Below are 696 nucleotides of genomic sequence, written 5' to 3'. Positions count from 1 at the left end.
CCACTGAGTGTCGGGGTGATGTCATTACTTGAGCCTGGGCTGGTAAGTACAAGTGTCGGTGCAGTGGTATCTATTTCACCTGCGCCTGTGGCGGTGGTGTCGTTGCCTGCGGTATCTTCAACACTCGCGCTAATAGTGTATGTACCTTCTGCAAGTGCTACCGGTACAGGGATTGACCACGTGCCATTGGCTAGTACGGTGGCGCTCATTGTTTGCGCTGCGCCGCTGCTGTCGGTGACAACAATCGTTACTTCACTGCCTTGCGGTGCATCGCTGGTACCTGCAATCGTTGGCGTGGTGTCGTTCCCTACACCGTTGTCTGTAATAACAAGGCTCGGGCCAGTAAGGTCTATCTGACCTGTCTCGGTGGCGCTGCCGATATTACCTAGACCATCATCTACCTGTGCGGTGACAGTATATTCGCCTTCGGCTAAGTCAGTTGGTGCATCGACACTCCATACTCCACCCGTTACGGTTGTATCAACAGTCGTAATATTCCCTGCACTGTCTTCAAACGTTAAGCTAATGGTGGTGTTATCTGCCGCATCGCTTGTACCATTAATGGTTGGGGTGGTGTCGTTGGTGTCAACCAGTGCATTAATACTAATGCTTGGGGCCGTGGTGTTGAGTGTTGCGGTTTCACTTAATGTAGTGGTATTACCGGCGTTATCACTAACGCTTGCTTCAATAGTGAGT

The 696-nt window shown here is 51.3% G+C and carries 1 protein-coding gene; it reads right to left on the bottom strand.

The annotated features are described in order from the left end of the window. Positions 1-696: Ig-like domain-containing protein (locus tag H5159_RS20730; RefSeq protein WP_182780967.1), on the bottom strand; the 696-nt coding region annotated here is incomplete at both ends.

The sequence above is a fragment of the Pseudoalteromonas sp. SG43-1 genome, assembly GCF_014164415.1.
In the GTDB taxonomy this organism is placed as follows: domain Bacteria; phylum Pseudomonadota; class Gammaproteobacteria; order Enterobacterales; family Alteromonadaceae; genus Pseudoalteromonas; species Pseudoalteromonas distincta.
This window is presented reverse-complemented; position numbering and strand designations above follow the sequence as displayed.